Here is a 14,347-nt window from a genome sequence, read left to right as displayed (position 1 = left end):
ACGAAAGATGCGCTTAGACGCTGATTCCGAGGTGTCTGTCCATCAGTTCCTCGTTCGCCTCCAACTCCTGCGGGGTCCCCTCGAAGACGATTCGCCCTTGGTCGAGGAGATACACCCTGTCGGCCAGCGAGAGCGCGACGGCGACGTTCTGCTCCACGAGGAAGACCGTAATTCCCTCCTCGTTCAGGTCGCGGATGAGCGCCTCCACGCGTTCGACGATGAGGGGGGCGAGGCCCTCGGTCGGTTCGTCCAGCATGAGCAAATCCGCGCCACAGACCAGCGCCCGGGCGATGGAGAGCATCTGCTGTTCGCCGCCGGAGAGGTCGGTGCCGCGGCTGTTTTTGCGTTCTTGTAGGTTTTCGAACGCGCTCGCGGAGAGGACCTCCTCGACGGATTTTCGCCGCGCGCTGTCGTTCCCGCCGAGCGCCCCGACGGAGAGATTTTCACGGACCGTGAGACCGGGAAACACCCGTCGCTCTTCGGGGACGAGCGCGATACCGTGCTTGACGGATTCGACGGGGGAACAGCCGGTGATGTCCTCGCCGTCGAACCGAATCGTGCCCGACCTCGGCGTCAGCGCGCCCGTAATCGAGCGAAGCGTGGTCGTCTTTCCGACGCCGTTTCGACCGATGAGGGCGACGACTTCGCCCTCCGGAACGTCGAGCGAGACGCCCGAGAGCACTTCCGTTTCGCCGTACCCCGCGCGCAGGTTGTCGATGGAGAGCATCAGGTCCGAACACCTCCGAGGTACGCGGCCTGCACCTCGTCGTTCGCCGCCACCTGCGCCGGCGTTCCGGTCGCGAGTTCGCGGCCGCGGTTGAGCACCGTGATTCGGTCGGAGACGTTCATCACGAGGTCGATGTCGTGTTCGATGAGCAACACCGTCCGGTCGGCGAGTACGTCGTCGATGAGTTCCATCGTCGCCAGCGTCTCCTCCACGCTCATCCCGGCGGTCGGTTCGTCCAGCAGGACGACCCGCGGGTCCGTGGCGAGCACCAGGCCGATTTCCAGTCGCCGTCGGTCGCCGTAGGCCAGCGCGGAGGCGCGTTCGTCCGCCCGTTCCGTCAGGCCGATTTGCGAGAGGACCTCCTCGACGCGCTTTTCGACAGCGGGAAAGTCGTCCGTCGGGTGGAACAGTCGTTGTCGCGGGGAGAACCGCTGGCCGGACTGTGCGGCCAGTCGGACGTTCTCACGAACGCTGAGACCGCTGAAAACCGTCGTTATCTGGAACGACCGCCCGATACCCTGACGAACCCGTTCGTGCGGCGGGAGTCGAGAGACGTCCTCGCCCGCGAACGTGATGGTCCCCGAGGTGGGAAAGAGTGCGCCGGAAATCAGGTTGAACAGCGTCGTCTTTCCCGCCCCGTTCGGGCCGATGACGCTCCGAAACTCGCCCGCTTCGACGGCGAGATTCACGTCGTCGGTGGCGACCAAGTTCCCGAACTGCCGCGTCAGGTCCGTGGTTTCGAGGAGCGCCATCAGTTGCTCACCTCCGAGTCGGGTTCCGCGACCGGTTCGGGACCGCCGCCGGTCTCGTCGTTGGTGTGCCGGGAAAGCATCGCCGGTACCGAGACAAGCCCCTCCGGGACGTAAATGACGAAGAGGACGAACACGACGCCGAGAATTCCCTGCCACTGTTCGGTGAACGACTGCAGGAGTTCCTGCAGGCCGAAGAATACGCCCGCACCTATCATCGGCCCGTATAGGGTACCCATCCCGCCGAGGATGGTCATCACGATGACCTCGCCGGAGTTTATCCACGCGAAGACTGACGGCGAGACGCCGCCGGTGTGAATCGCCGACAGACCGCCTGCAAGCCCCGCCAACCCGCCGCTGACGACGAACGCGCGACGCTTGTAGGCGGTCACGTCGTAGCCGATGAACGAGGCGCGCTCCTCGCTCTCGCGGATGCCCTGGAGCACGCTCCCGAACGGCGCGTTCATCATCCGTCTGGCGAGGAGGTACGACCCGACGACCGCGGCGAGGACGAAGTAGTAGTACAGTTCGATGTCGCCGAGGAGGGACACGTCACCGACCTCCGGCCCGCTCGTGAGTCCGTACACCGGGTCGAATCCGAACAGCCCTTCGCTGCCGCCCGTGAAGCCGACCTTCTGGACGAGTTGGAAGAACAGTTCCGCGAAGCCGAGAGTGATCATCGAGAAGTACACGCCGGAGACGCGAATCGAGAGGTGGCCGACGGCCCACGCGACGAGGGCCGCGACGACCATCCCGACGCCCAAGGCGACGAAGACGGACGGCATCCCGTGTTCGACCGTAAGGACGGTGCTGTACGCGCCCAATCCGAAGAAGAGGACGTGGCCCAGCGAGACGAGTCCGGCGTAGCCCATCACGAAGTCGAGGCTCAACGCGAACAGCGCCCAGACCAGCGTGGTCAGGAGCAGCGAGTTCACCTCGTAGGAGGTGTAGAGGACGCCGATTCCGAGCGGTGCGAGCGCGAGGAGGGCGACGACGAGCGCGCCGAGACGGAAGCGCGTTTGGCCGTCCAACACGCCGCCACCGCCGCCGGTCAGCAGTTCGCCGCCGCCGTCCGAGGACTCCCACTCGGGGTTGCCGAACAACCCTTGCGGGCGAACGAGTAAGACTCCGATCATCAGCAGGAAGATAACCAACCCTTCGAGGTTCGGCAGAAACGCGTCCAAGCCGAACGGCGGACTCCGGAGGAACGTCTCGATGAGACCGACGCCGAACCCGCCGACCACCGCACCGCGGAAACTTCCCAATCCGCCGAGAACGACGATGACGAAGGCAGGGATGATGACCGAGTTTCCCATCCCCGGGTTGACGCTCTGTTTCGCGCCGAGGACGATTCCGGCGAGCGCGGCGAGGAACGCCCCGAAAGCGAAGACCAACGTGTAGTAGCGGTCGATGTCGATGCCGAGGTGACGAACCATCTCGCGGTCCTGTGCACCAGCGCGAACGACGAGGCCGAACCGCGTGCGATTCAACAGGAGCCACGTTCCGACGGCCATCACGACGCCGATGGCGATGACGAAGAAGTTGTACTTCGAGTAGCTGAACCCGAGCAAATCGACGGGACCGCGGAGGAGCGGTGGCTGGGCGAACTGCTTGGCGTTGTCCCCCCAGACGAACGAGATGACGTCCTCGAAGATGAGGACCAACCCGAACGTGAGGAGGATGTGATACAGTGGGTTTCGCCCGTAGAGCGGGCGGATGGTGCCGCGCTCGATGACCGCCGCGATGAGGGCGACGACGAGCGGCGCGACGAGCAACGCGAGCCAGAACATGCCGCCGCCGGTGCCGACGGCGACGATGGCGACGGCGAGGTACGCGCCGAGCGCGAAGAACTCCCCGTGGGCGAAGTTGATGACGTCCATCACGCCGAAGATGATGGAGAGACCGGCCGCTAACAGGACGTACACCGCGCCGATGGTTAACCCATTCAGGAGTTGTTCGAAGAATACCCCCGCCATATCAGAGCTGGCAGCCGGTTTGGTCACACGGCGGTATCGCGTCGTCGCCGCTCACCTTCTCGATGAGTTTCACGTCGGCCATCGGACCGCTCTCGTAGACGTTCTGTCCGACCCAGACCGGGTTTTTCGCCTGATGGTCACAGCTCCGGAACTCGTTCTCCCCGAAGAGGGACTGCATCTTCAGTCCGCCGAGCGTGTCGGCAACGTCGTCGGGGTCGGTGCTTCCGGCCTCCTTGATTCCGTTTGCGACCATGCGGATGGAGTCGTACGCGACCCGCGCGAAGTTGCCGGGTTCGCTATCGTTGGCGCTCTTGTACGCTTCGACGAACTCCTGATTGTCGCCCGCGTCGATTTTGGGGACGTATCGCGTCCCGCTGTAAACTCCGTCGGCTTTCTCGCCGAGCGCCCCGCGAATTACTTGGAACGACCCCGTGGTCGTCATCACCTTCTTCTGGTCGGTGAGTCCCTGCGCGTTCGCCTGATTGAGGAACTCGATGAGGTCGCCGCCCGTCGAACCGACGACGACGACATCGGCGTCGGAGTTCTTGATCTGACTGATGAACGAATCGAAGTTCTTCGCGCCGAGTTTGGCCCGCGTGACGCCCGCTTCCGAGAAGTCGGCGCTCGACCCCTTCATCCGCGAGCGCCACTCGCTGAGGACGGATTTCCCGTACGCGTAATCCGCGATGTGGAACCAGACGTTGCTCCCGAGGTTGTTGAGCGTCCATTCGGAACACGCCTCGGCGATTTGGGCCGTGTTCGTCTCACAGCGGAACACGTACTTGTTACAGTTCGCACCCGTGATGGGGATGGCCGCCGCTCCGGGGGAGTAGACCACGCTCTCCTCCGTTGCGAACTCGTTCAAGCCCAACGCAACGGAACTGGAAATCGCCCCCATGACGAACGACGCGCCGTGCTGTTCGACCAATTTCCGCGCCTCTTGCTGCCCGGTTTCCGCGTCCGCCTGCGTGTCACCGTACTGCGCGTCGATGGTGAAATCGTACTCGTCGCTGTCGTTTATCGTCTTCACCGCGAGTTTCGCCCCCTTCCTCTGTTCCTTCGCAAGTCCCGCGTACGGTCCGGTCATCGGGTTGAGAACCCCGTACTTTACCGTATCGCTCCCGCCGCCTCCGCCGCCGATGTCGCTGAGACAGCCAGCAACCCCGGCGATACCTCCCGCCCCAACCGCACCCAGAACGGCGCGCCGAGTCGTCTTGAAACCGTTCGCCTGTCCCGTATTACTGTCAGCCATGGCAACAAGGAGCAAATGATGCATAATAAATGATTGTGTATTCGTAAGTGAATGTTTTTGATGCACCCAACAGCGGTGGAAGATTTATACGAAGGTGAGAAACACGCCGGAGGCGTCGAGTTTAGCGTTCACAGACGTCTCCGTTTCTACTCCTCGTCGTCAGTCGGGGTCGAAGGAGAGACCGACCGGAGAGAGGACGACAAACAGCGGAAACGATGGTGTTGAATTTCCGGGCGAAAGTCGCCTGAGCCGACATGCTTCGCGCCTTTTATCACAGCACGGACTGTGCCCTCGAACGAAATGTACAAGCACGTTGCCTTGTTGGTGCGCAAGGACGACATGAGCCACGAGGAGTTCGTGGAGTACTGGCAGAACAACCACACGGAGATCGCCCGTGACATCGAAGGCGTCGTCAAATACAGCACCGTCCTCCCGGTGACCCCCGACGCCGCGGAGTTCGACGGTCTCGCCGAACTGTATTTCGAGGATTTGGACGCGCTCCACGACGCCCTCGGCAGCGAGGGCAGTCGCGACTACGACCCCGACAAAGGCAAGGCCAAGGAAGCCCGCGAGGACGTGGACAACTTCCTCGCACTCGAAAAGCGACCGCGATTCATCGGCGAAGTCGTCACCCAGAAGGACGAGGTTGACGGCAAAACCGACGGCCTGTACAAACACTCCGCCTTCCTCGTTCGCAAGGACGGCATGAGCCACGAGGAGTTCGTGGACCACTGGCAGAACAACCACACGCCCATCGCCCGCGAAATCGAGGGCGTCGTCAAATACGACACCGTGCTCCCGACCGACCCCGAGAACGCCGAGTTCGACGGCATCGCCGAACTCTACTTCGAGGACCTCGATGCGCTCCACGACGCCCTCGGCAGCGAGGGCAGCCGCGACTACGACCCCGACAAAGGCAAGGCCAAGGAAGCCCGCGAGGACGTGAACAACTTCCTCGCGCTCGAAAAGCGACCGCGCTTCATCGGCGAGGAAACGGTACAGAAAGACGAGACGCGAGACTGAGCGCGGATTTCGGTCGGACGTGTTTGGAAGCCCCCAGCGGAGATGGTCCGACGACACCACGTATTTTTGTCAGTCGCGCGCGTTTCGAGAGCCATGCGCGTGAGTGCGGTCCTATCGGTCGTGTGCCTCGTCGTGCTCGCCGGATGCGTCGGAGGCGGGTTCGGAACCGACGACGGGAACCAATCGACCACCGGAACCACCAAGGTAGAGGAAACCGCCACCGCGGCGTTCGTCACGAACGGCGACCGAACGACGGTCGAACTCGAAGTCGCAAACTCCTACGACGAGCGCGAGCGCGGACTGATGTACCGGGAGTCGCTCCCGAAGAATCACGGGATGATATTCGTCTTCGAGAACCCATCGGTGCAGTCGTTCTGGATGAAAAATACCCTCATCCCGCTCGATATGATATTCGTCGCGCCAGATGGGACGGTCCTCAACGTCGCTCACGCGGACACGCAGCCGAACGCGAGCGACAGCGAACTACGAACCTATCGAAGCGACGGGGACGCGAAGTACGTCGTCGAGATGCGACAAGGGTTCGCGGAGCGAGTCGGCATCGAACCGGGAACGAAACTCGTGTTCGACGGGGAGCGGCCGACGACCGAGGAAAACTGACTTTTCGTTCTGCAACGACGGTTGTGATTCAGCATCGTTACCACAGAGCACGGTGAACGGACTGCCGGGGGAACTGCGAATGGAGATACGACCAGCGAACGGGGAGGATTTCGAATCGGTCCGGAACGTCGCACGGCGTGCGTGGAAGGAAGCATACGAGAATTTCGTCGATGACGAGTCCATCGACGGGACGGTATCGTCCTGGTACTCGGACGAGTCGCTCGCGGCGGCCGTCGAGAAACCCGGAACCGTGTTTCTCGTGGCAACGGGAGCGGACGGACTTCTCGGGTTCTGTCATGCGGTCTGTTACGAGGACGAAGGTGACTTGCTCCGACTGTACGTCGATCCGGACCATTGGGGGGATGGCATCGGAACCGCACTCTACGAGCGATTACGAGGCGATTTCCGGGACATCAACATGAAGCGAATCCGGGCGATGGTGCTCTCTCAAAACGATATGGGAATCGAGTTTTACCAGCGACTCGGATTCGAGAAAACGGACGAAGCGACCGTCGAAATCGGTCCCGGAGAGTACGACGAATCGGTGTACACGGTTGCGCTCTAACCGGAGTGAAGAACACAAAGCATTTATCGTATCCACGTCAATTTCAGCTTACCTCGGGTAGGGGTACACGAGGTTTTCTTTATCGCTACACCGACAGTTACTGCTCTCCCGACCAGTCGTCCTCGAACAACTGGTAAGCGCTGGCGAGGTTGAAGAGGAGTCGGCGCTCCGACGCCCCGGCGTCGAGCGCGCGTGCGGTGGCGTGAACCACTTGCGAGTACTGTATCGTCTCCTCGTCCACCGTCGAGTGGTCGTCGCCGAACTCGCCCCCTGAAAACGACGCTCGAACCGCCGCCCGCTGCTGTCGTTCGATGAGTTCGAACAACCGCCAGTAGTCCACACCGGCGCGCCGCGCGTCCACCATCGCCGCGACCACTCGGCGTTCGAACCGTCGTTCCGGCGATTCGGTCGCTTCCTCGTCCAATCCGAGCGCGGCCAGTATCTCGTCCGCCTCCTCGTCACCCATGTCCGAAGTCTGTGAACTCTAGCGCTTTACTATTACGGATAGGGAGGTCGAAAATCCGTCAGTAATCGGCGTCGAACGACAGCCGACGGAGAAACGTCCGCAGTTCCGCGTATGCGGCCTCGTACTCGTCACGGAGCACGCAGTGTCCGGCGTCGGGAACGTGAACCAGTCGTCCGTCCGTCAGTTCGTCGGCGAGGTCGAGGTCGGCCGCCCGCGTCGCCGGGTCGGCATCGGCTTTCAGGACGAGCGTCGGACACTCGATATCGGGGAACGCGTCCGCCAGCGGGGGATACCCCTCGCGGGTTATCTCCGCGATTTCCGGGCGACACTCGGCGTTCGCCACCGCGAGGCGTCGGGCCAGCGCCGGTTCTCGGTCGTCGTGGTCGGCCACGAGTGCTTCGAGCGACCGGTTCGACCACTCGCGGACGTTTTCGCGGACCATCCGCGCCCGCTCGTCGGGTCCGGTATCGGGAGGGCCGTGCACGCCAGCAGGGTCTTCGAGGACGACGGCACGCGGGAGGTCGGGATGGGTCGCGGCCGTCCACGCCGCCGTCGAACCGCCCATCGAGTGGCCCACCAGAATCGGGTCGTCGAGCGAGAGCGCCCCCACGAGTCCCACGAGGTCGGCGACTCGGTCCTCGATGCCGTACCCCGACTCCGGTGCGTCCGACCGCCCGTGCCCGCGGGCATCGTACATCACGAGTTCGTACTCGTCGGCGAGGTCCGCGGCCAACCGCTCCCAGCAGCGACCGTTGCTGTAAAAGCCGTGTGCCAGAACCAGCGTCGGCCCGTCGCCGGTGCGGTAGTACCGTAGCTCGACGCCGTTCACGCGGGCGGTGTTCGTCGTCCAGCCGTCGGGAAGGTTCATACTGAGACGGCCGTAGCGAGCGTAAAAAACACGTCGGAGGGGAGCGAGAGCGGGGTCGGCGGAATCGGGGGAAATCAAGCGAGGTAACGGTGGTCGAAATGGTGTCAGTCGAGGTCCTGAAACGCGCCGACGAAATCGTCGTGGTTCTGTAAGTTCTCGCGCGAGTCGTCGGCGACCTCGCGGAGGCGTTCGACGTCCCGCTTGAGTTCCTGATACCGCTCGTTGTCGCGCAGATTCGCTTCGTCCTTTTCGGTTTCGAGAACGGCGAGTTTGGAGGCGAGCGAGAAATATTCCTGCATCTGGGAGTCGTATTCGACCCGCGACAACATCCCGCTCACGGTCGTATAGAGGTCGTCTTTCGAAACCGGTTTGACGAGGTAGTCGTCGAATCCCATGTCGATGATGTCGAAGTCGGGCTTGACGGCTGTCACCATCACCACACGGGAGTGGAGGTCGCGACTTCGAAGTTCCGCGAGCACTTCGTCCCCGGAGAGGCCGGGCATCCGACGGTCGAGGAGAACGACATCGACCTCATCGTCGAGCATGTCCAGCGCTTCACGGCCCTCGTATGCGCGTCGGACGTCGTAGGAATCTTCTAACCACGTCGCATACAAGTCCGTAACGTCTGCCTCGTCATCGACGACGAGAATCGTTGGTTCGTCAACAGCCATAATTGGTTCCAGAGGTCCCGTTTATCCATCGACCGCGGTTTGTTACTGAACCATTCGCTAAAGCATCTTTATATCTTGTGGTTACGAAATCCGTGAATGGCGAAAGACAGGTCCACACTCGGTTCTTCTATCAGTTCGACAGTACCGAAATAAATAACACAGATGACATCCAATGAGAAACTGGTATGTCGAAAACCAGTGGTCGTTTTTGCCGGACACTCCGGCAGTAACACAACCCCCCAAGAACGATTCGAGCGACTTATCGAACTGCCACCCAGTGCAAAACTCGTCTACCGGGTTCTCACGGAGGATGCACCGATGACCCAGCAGCAGGTGCGCACCGACGCCCTGCTACCGGCCCGCACGACGCGAGACGCATTGATGAAACTGAAAGACGAAAATCTCGTCGAGGAACGACTCTATCTTCCCGACGCGCGAAAGCGGCTCTACGCGCCGCTCGAAGTCGAACGCCCGGACGACGAGACGGAGTAGCCGACTCCGCGTTTCATTCGACGGGTCGGTTTCTATCGCATGTGCGGTATATCGCAAGGAATCACGAGACCGCCGACCCATTCATACATGTCCGTCACGTTTCTTCGACGGAAGGTATGACGAGAGACAAGCACGGTCGGTGGCGTCCGCGGCGGCCACGAATCGACCCGGCGGACTCTCGACGAGGAATAACGGAGCGCGAGCTGTTCGATCAGCTACGCGCCGAAATAGAGTCGCTCCGTCGCCGCCTCGCGGAAGCCGAGGAGCGGGTCGAAGTCCTCGAAGCCGAGCGTAACCGACGGGAACGCGTCGTCAGGGCGTGTACCATGTGCGGCCGTGTCTGCACGCGTCCGGGACCCGGTGCTCACTGTCCGTACTGCAAGAACGGTCAGTTGGAGCGGATATGAGGGGACGGTAGAATCGGAGATGCGGCGAACGGAAGATAGTCGGGACAGGGGAACGGTCGGATCAGGGGGAGAGCCGCCGCGGAGACGGGAGTTCTATAGTTCGCCGATTCGAATCGCCCGTCGATGGAACCGGAGACCCGCGAGGAACTGCTTTCCGCGGCCGAACGCTACGCGGAGACGGTTCCGATAGCGGTTGACCTCGACGCCGTAGAGTGGGAGTGCTCGGACCGGGCGGTGCGCCGTGCGGGTGCCTGTCTGTACGACCGGCGGGCGGCACGGGTGACGATTCGCTTGACGTGGGACGCCTATCGCTCGTTCGGATGGGACGAGTTCACGGGAACGATTCGACACGAACTGGTTCACGCGTGGGAGTTTCAGCGGTTCGGCGAATCGGGTCACGGCCCGCGATTCGCCGAGAAAGCGAGGGAACTCGACGCGCCGCGCCACTGTCGGTCGTTCGCGGACGCGCGACTTCGACTCGTCTGTTCGTCCTGTGACTGGGACGCGCGTCGCTTCCGCGCGTCGAAGGCAGTTAAACGACCCGAGCGGCGGCGGTGTGGGAACTGCGGCGCGCGCTATCGAGTCGAGCACGTCGAAAGCGGACGGCGCTGGCGAACGCACGCCGGGTATCTGGTCGCGCGGAGAAAGTTGGGGAACGATTGGTGAAACGGGCGGTAAAGACGGTCGCTCAGTCGGAAATCGTCTCGATAAACGAGAGCAGTTCGGCGAGGGGTTCCGCGTTGGCTTCCGGATAGAGGGACCCGCTGGGGCCGTCAGGGGCGGAGAGAACGTCGGCGTCGTCCAGGATGGAGACGTGTTGCTGATAGAACGTCGTGTAGACGGTGGTCCGTTGGTTCGTGGTCCAGTCGGGACCGAACTCCCGGGACGTCACCTCGTCGACGAGCGTTCGCATCGGAATCACGTCCTCGACGTCTGCCATAATGGTAATCGCGTGACGGCGGCGCTCGACGCGACACAAGTTGAACAGTTCGTCTCGGGACAAGTGTATCGGCGAAGAGACGGGCTGACGGCCGAACAATCGTCCGAACATACGTACGACCGTCATCGAAGCATCAACTTACCAGTTGCGATTGTGAAGAAATGAAGACAGGTAACTATTCTGTTACGACAGTGACCGCGCCGTCGAAATCGAGGATGACCGACTGCGTTCGGTCGCCGAACAGGGCTTTCCCGGTGGGAGAGCGCTTTCGGCCCGCGAGGAACACGTGGTCGCAGTCGAGTTCGGTGGCGGCGTCGAGAATCTGGTCGCGCTCGTCGCCGATGCGCCCGATGGCCTCGTATTCGACGTCGATACCGTCGAGGACTTCGCGCCCGATGTCTTGGGCGAACTGTCGGGCACCTTCGAGCGCCTGCCCGGCGGTGTAGGACGTTTCGAGATTCGGAATACCTTCCAACGACGTGCGCGTCTCCTCGTACTCCTCGTTGGTCGTGACGTGGAGCAAGACGAGTTCCGCCCCGACGCCCGCTGCCAATTCGCCCGCTTCCCGAACTAATTCTTTTGCCGATTCAGATGCCTCGACGACCGCGAGTGCTCGTTTCACACCAGATATTGCCAGAGTCGAAGGATAAATAAATTAGCTTTCGTTCGCGCCGAGTTTCCCCGCTCGCGCGAGGGACAAGCGGTATCATTTCGTTACGTGGTTAGAATACGAACCGATTTATGCCTCCGCGGAGTTGGATGGAACGAGAACACGAATGTCCGAGTCCGTCGAGAAGAACGTCTGTCCAGTCGTCAAATCCATCGAGCAGATAGGGTCGCAGTGGCGGTTGGTCGTCCTCCACGATTTACACGATGGCGAGAAGCGATTCAACGAACTCAAGCGCTCCACGGGGGCGAGTTCGCGGACCCTCTCGCGCGTGCTGGACGACCTCGGTGAGATGGGATTCGTCAGTCGCCGTACCGAGGAGGACGCGCCGATAGCGACGTACTACAGCCTGAACGAGAAGGGTCGCTCGCTCTGTCCCATCTTCGAGGAACTCGAACTGTGGGCCGACGAGTGGCTCTGAGAACGTCTTCCCGCTGAAACGCGTCCTCGTATCGGCGGGAAAAAGCGCGCCCGCACTGTACGATTTCGAACGTCGAGACGCATCGGGGTTCATCGAACGCCTTCCGGTTCGTCCCGCAAACGACAACTATTCGGCGCGTCCGTCCCGACATTCGACTATGACGACTGGCGTCGTGGTACTCAACTTCGGAGAGCCGGACGAACCGACGCGAGAGAGCGTCCTCGATTATCTCGAGCGCATTTTCATGAATAACGCCGACCTCGAAGGTGACACCACCGAAGCGGAAGCGCGACAGCGCTCCCGGCAACTGGCCGAACGACGCGCGCCCGGTCTCATCGAAGAGTACGAGGAGATCGGCGGGTCGCCGCTCGACCCGCAAGCGAAAGCGCAAGCCGACGCGCTGGAAGCCGAACTCGACGCACGGGGGTTCGACGCGATGACCTACACGGGCTTCCAATTCACGGAACCATTCATCGCCGACGCCGTGGAAGAGGCCCACGAAGACGGCGTGGACGAACTCATCGGCCTACCCGTCTACCCGCTGTGCGGTGCCTCGACCACCGTCGCGTCCCTCGAAGAACTCACGGACGCGGTGGACGAACGCGACTGGGACGTCCCGGTCCACGAAATTACCGGCTGGCACAAACACCCGACGTACAACCGAATTCGCGCGGAGAACATCCGAGCGTTCGCCGACGAAGAGGGTCTCGGCCTGACCGACGACGACACCGAACTGCTCTTTTCGGCGCACGGGACGCCGAGCCACTATCTGGACGAAGGGAGTCGCTACGACGTCTACGTCGAGGAGTTCTGTGACGTGATGGCGAGCGAACTCGACGTCGAGTCGTACTCGCTCGGCTTCCAGAACCACGGCAATCGGAAGATACCGTGGACGGAACCGGAAGTCGAGGACGTCATCGCCGACATCGACGCCGAGCGCGTCGTCGTCGAACCAATCAGCTTCATGCACGAACAGAGCGAGACGCTCTCGGAGTTGGACGACGAACTCCGCGAGGAGACCGAGGAAGTCGGACTCGACTTCTACCGGGTTCCCGTCCCGCACGACGACGAGCGATTCGCGGGCGTCCTCGCCGACCTCGTGGAGCCGTTCGTCGCCGACTTCGACCCTTCCTACTACCAGTTCCGCCAGTGCCAGTGTAAGGACACGCCCGGCACGATGTGCCTCAACGCCCCGTTCAGCCGATGACGGTCGGAATCATCGGCGCGGGCATCACGGGGCTGGCGCTCGCCCACCACCTCGACGGGACGGAAACCGAGTACGTCGTCCTCGAAGCCGACGACCAACCCGGCGGCGTGATTCGGAGCGGGCGCGTCGATGGCTACCTGCTGGAGTGGGGCCCACAGCGACTCCGACGGACGGGACCGGTGGACGAACTCGTCACCGACCTCGGGCTGGACGGCGAGGTCATCGAAGCCGGGGACACGAAATTGTTCGTCTACGCGGACGGCGACCTCCGGCGCGCACCGTTCACCATCGAGGAGTTCGGCCACACCGACCTGCTCTCGTGGCGCGGCAAACTCGACGTGCTGAAAGAACCCCAGACCGCCCCCGCGGACCCCGAGGAGACCGCCGCGGAGATGTTCACCCGGAAGTTCGGCGAGGAGGCGTACGAGAATCTCATCGGCCCGCTGTTCGGCGGGACGTACGGCTCGCTTCCCGAGCGAATGCCGGTCAAACACTCGCTCTCCGGCGTGTTGCGGATGGAGGAGAAGTACGGCGACCTGCTGACCCCCGTCCTGAAACGCGCCATGGCGGGCGGCAGTTCGGCTCCCGCCATGTCCTTCGAGGAGGGCGTCCAACAGCTTCCGACGGCCCTGTACGAGGCCCACCGCGAGAACGTGCATCTGGAAACCCCTGTCACCGGAATTCGGGAGGACGGTGCGGGATACGTCCTCGAAACGGACGACGAATCGTTCGAGGTCGATGACGTGGTTGTCACGACGCCCGCCGAAGTGAGCGCCGACCTGCTGGCCCCGCTCACCGAGAGCGCGGACGCGCTCCGGCGGCTGAACTACAACCCGCTCGCGTTCGTCCACCTCCGCGCCGATTCCGACCGGGACGGCTTCGGCTATCAGGTCCGCCACGACGAGGACCTCGACACGCTCGGCGTCTCGTGGAACGCGAGCATGTTCGGCCGGACCGGACGGTCGGACGACGGCGCGGACGAGGCAGGAGGGGTCTACACCGTCTTCCTCGGCGGGATGAAAAAGCCCGAACTGCTCGAAGAAAGCGACGAAACGCTCGGCGACATCGGCGCGACGGAGTTCGCCGAGGTGATGGGAACCGGGGCCGAGGTGTTGAGCGTCAACAAACTCGACCGAGGATTCCCCGCCTACGACGCGTCGTGGGACGCGCTGGAGGAGTTCGAGACCCCGGACGGCATCCACCTCGCCACGAACTACACCGCGCGGATGGGCGTCCCGAGTCGAATTCGGGAGGCAAAAGCACTGGCGGAGCGATTCGCGGAGTAGTTCGCTGGTGGT

18 protein-coding genes are annotated in these 14,347 nt (G+C 62.5%); 9 read left to right on the top strand and 9 right to left on the bottom strand.

Annotation, left to right across the window (positions count from 1 at the left end):
* Positions 1–13: 13 nt before the first annotated feature.
* The 4 genes from B208_RS0118825 to B208_RS0118810 are packed head-to-tail and all read right to left on the bottom strand — an operon-like array spanning position 14 to position 4,704.
* Positions 14–727, bottom strand: coding sequence for an ABC transporter ATP-binding protein (locus B208_RS0118825; RefSeq protein ID WP_007977152.1), 714 nt, complete (start codon positions 725–727; stop codon positions 14–16).
* The gene (locus tag B208_RS0118820) at positions 727–1,479 is read right to left on the bottom strand and encodes an ABC transporter ATP-binding protein (protein ID WP_018129061.1); all 753 of its coding nucleotides are present in this window, start codon (positions 1,477–1,479) and stop codon (positions 727–729) included. Before B208_RS0118820 ends, B208_RS0118825 begins: the two co-directional genes overlap by 1 nt.
* Positions 1,479–3,452: an ABC transporter permease gene (locus B208_RS0118815; RefSeq protein WP_007977148.1), complete on the bottom strand. Its 1,974-nt coding sequence runs from the start codon at positions 3,450–3,452 to the stop codon at positions 1,479–1,481. The genes B208_RS0118820 and B208_RS0118815 overlap by 1 nt, the downstream gene beginning before the upstream one ends.
* 1 nt (position 3,453) lies before the next feature.
* Entirely contained in the window at positions 3,454–4,704 is a 1,251-nt protein-coding gene (locus B208_RS0118810; protein ID WP_007977145.1) for an ABC transporter substrate-binding protein, read from the bottom strand.
* Positions 4,705–5,004: 300 nt separating this feature from the next.
* On the opposite strand from B208_RS0118810, the gene B208_RS0118805 reads away from it, so the two are divergent.
* The 3 genes from B208_RS0118805 to B208_RS0118795 all read left to right on the top strand — a co-directional run bounded on the left by B208_RS0118805 (position 5,005) and on the right by B208_RS0118795 (position 6,910).
* Positions 5,005–5,727: an EthD domain-containing protein gene (locus B208_RS0118805; RefSeq protein WP_007977142.1), complete on the top strand. Its 723-nt coding sequence runs from the start codon at positions 5,005–5,007 to the stop codon at positions 5,725–5,727.
* Between the two features lie 93 nt (positions 5,728–5,820).
* Positions 5,821–6,345, top strand: a complete 525-nt coding sequence (locus B208_RS0118800; RefSeq protein WP_007977139.1) for a DUF192 domain-containing protein — start codon at positions 5,821–5,823, stop codon at positions 6,343–6,345.
* A 79-nt stretch (positions 6,346–6,424) separates the two neighbouring features.
* Entirely contained in the window at positions 6,425–6,910 is a 486-nt protein-coding gene (locus B208_RS0118795; RefSeq protein WP_026177949.1) for a GNAT family N-acetyltransferase, read from the top strand.
* A gap of 97 nt (positions 6,911–7,007) precedes the next feature.
* On the opposite strand, the gene B208_RS0118790 is transcribed toward B208_RS0118795, so the two are convergent.
* The 3 genes from B208_RS0118790 to B208_RS0118780 all read right to left on the bottom strand — a co-directional run bounded on the left by B208_RS0118790 (position 7,008) and on the right by B208_RS0118780 (position 8,915).
* Positions 7,008–7,376 carry a hypothetical protein gene (locus B208_RS0118790; protein ID WP_007977135.1) on the bottom strand — a complete coding sequence of 123 codons (369 nt, stop codon included), beginning with the start codon at positions 7,374–7,376 and terminating at the stop codon, positions 7,008–7,010.
* A gap of 58 nt (positions 7,377–7,434) precedes the next feature.
* Positions 7,435–8,244, bottom strand: coding sequence for an alpha/beta fold hydrolase (locus B208_RS0118785; RefSeq protein WP_007977133.1), 810 nt, complete (start codon positions 8,242–8,244; stop codon positions 7,435–7,437).
* Positions 8,245–8,348: 104 nt separating this feature from the next.
* Positions 8,349–8,915, bottom strand: coding sequence for a HalX domain-containing protein (locus tag B208_RS0118780; protein WP_007977132.1), 567 nt, complete (start codon positions 8,913–8,915; stop codon positions 8,349–8,351).
* Positions 8,916–9,113: 198 nt separating this feature from the next.
* Here B208_RS0118780 and B208_RS25060 point away from each other — a divergent pair, with 198 nt between their 5' ends.
* The 3 genes from B208_RS25060 (at position 9,114) to B208_RS0118765 (ending at position 10,480) form a co-directional block, all read left to right on the top strand.
* Complete coding sequence (locus B208_RS25060; protein ID WP_007977130.1) at positions 9,114–9,407, top strand: hypothetical protein; 294 nt, start codon at positions 9,114–9,116, stop codon at positions 9,405–9,407.
* 116 nt (positions 9,408–9,523) lie between these two features.
* Positions 9,524–9,814 carry a hypothetical protein gene (locus B208_RS24510; protein ID WP_198292381.1) on the top strand — a complete coding sequence of 97 codons (291 nt, stop codon included), beginning with the start codon at positions 9,524–9,526 and terminating at the stop codon, positions 9,812–9,814.
* 123 nt (positions 9,815–9,937) lie between these two features.
* Positions 9,938–10,480, top strand: coding sequence for a SprT-like domain-containing protein (locus tag B208_RS0118765; protein ID WP_007977126.1), 543 nt, complete (start codon positions 9,938–9,940; stop codon positions 10,478–10,480).
* A gap of 22 nt (positions 10,481–10,502) precedes the next feature.
* On the opposite strand, the gene B208_RS0118760 is transcribed toward B208_RS0118765, so the two are convergent.
* Together B208_RS0118760 and B208_RS0118755 are read right to left on the bottom strand one after the other, a co-directional pair.
* Positions 10,503–10,865, bottom strand: coding sequence for a DUF7344 domain-containing protein (locus B208_RS0118760; protein ID WP_007977123.1), 363 nt, complete (start codon positions 10,863–10,865; stop codon positions 10,503–10,505).
* 64 nt (positions 10,866–10,929) lie between these two features.
* On the bottom strand, positions 10,930–11,376 hold the full coding sequence (locus B208_RS0118755) for a universal stress protein (RefSeq protein WP_007977122.1): 447 nt from the start codon (positions 11,374–11,376) through the stop codon (positions 10,930–10,932).
* 154 nt (positions 11,377–11,530) lie between these two features.
* Here B208_RS0118755 and B208_RS0118750 point away from each other — a divergent pair, with 154 nt between their 5' ends.
* From B208_RS0118750 to hemG, 3 genes are all read left to right on the top strand, one after another.
* A complete protein-coding gene (locus B208_RS0118750; RefSeq protein WP_007977121.1) occupies positions 11,531–11,842 on the top strand; it encodes a winged helix-turn-helix transcriptional regulator in 312 nt (103 codons plus the stop codon).
* Positions 11,843–11,999: 157 nt separating this feature from the next.
* Positions 12,000–13,049 carry a ferrochelatase gene (gene hemH / locus B208_RS0118745; RefSeq protein WP_007977120.1) on the top strand — a complete coding sequence of 350 codons (1,050 nt, stop codon included), beginning with the start codon at positions 12,000–12,002 and terminating at the stop codon, positions 13,047–13,049.
* The gene (gene hemG, locus B208_RS0118740) at positions 13,046–14,335 is read left to right on the top strand and encodes a protoporphyrinogen oxidase (protein ID WP_007977119.1); all 1,290 of its coding nucleotides are present in this window, start codon (positions 13,046–13,048) and stop codon (positions 14,333–14,335) included. Before hemH ends, hemG begins: the two co-directional genes overlap by 4 nt.
* The last annotated feature ends 12 nt before the right edge of the window (positions 14,336–14,347 follow it).

The sequence above is a fragment of the Haladaptatus paucihalophilus DX253 genome (assembly GCF_000376445.1).
In the GTDB taxonomy this organism is placed as follows: domain Archaea; phylum Halobacteriota; class Halobacteria; order Halobacteriales; family Haladaptataceae; genus Haladaptatus; species Haladaptatus paucihalophilus.
The sequence above is the reverse complement of the archived record's forward strand: the minus strand, read 5'-3'. Positions and strand labels throughout refer to the sequence as shown.